This window comes from Micromonospora sicca, assembly GCF_003172935.1.
GTDB classification, from domain to species: domain Bacteria; phylum Actinomycetota; class Actinomycetes; order Mycobacteriales; family Micromonosporaceae; genus Micromonospora; species Micromonospora sicca.
The window spans coordinates 1-574 of record NZ_QGKS01000477.1 but is presented as its reverse complement, the minus strand read 5'-3'; the positions used below and the strand labels follow the sequence as shown (position 1 = coordinate 574).

Annotated in this window: 1 protein-coding gene; it reads left to right on the top strand. The window is 77.0% G+C overall.

All coding sequences use genetic code 11. The annotated features are described in order from the left end of the window. Window positions 1-481 (top strand): PucR family transcriptional regulator (locus DKT69_RS34775; RefSeq protein ID WP_148668974.1); only part of this gene is annotated, 481 nt, incomplete at its 5' end. Window positions 482-574 lie beyond the last annotated feature (93 nt).

Below are 574 nucleotides of genomic sequence, written 5' to 3'. Positions count from 1 at the left end.
CCGTCCGGCGGCCGCCCGTCCCGGCGGGCCGGCGGCGGTGATCGTGGCGGCCGGGTCCGGGGTGGGCAGCCTGCGGGAGGCCGGGCGGTCGCTGGTCGAGGCGCGGCAAATCGCCGAGGCGGCCCGGCGGGACAGGCGGGAACTGCCGATCTTCCGGCTGCCGCACGTCGGCCTGGCCGGGCTGCTGCACCTGCTGCGGGACGAGCCCCGACTGCAGACCTTCGTCGAGCGGGAGCTCGGCGCGCTGCTGGCGTACGACGCCCGGCATCCCCGGGAGCAACTGCTGGGCACCCTGCGGGCGTACCTGGAGCAGGGCCGGAACAAGTCGGCGGCGGCCGCCGCGGCGCACCTGTCCCGGCCGGCGTTCTACGAGCGGCTGGCCCGGATCGGCCGGATCCTCGACGTCGACCTCGACTCGGTCGAGGCCTGCCTCTCCCTGCACGTCGCCCTGCTCGCCCTGGACGCCGTCCGCACCCCCTGACCCACCAGGCCGGTCAACAACCTCATGATCGACCGCGTCCGGCGGGCGGGGGCGGGCCCCCGGTCAGGGGGTCAGGTGAGGGCGGTCAGGGCC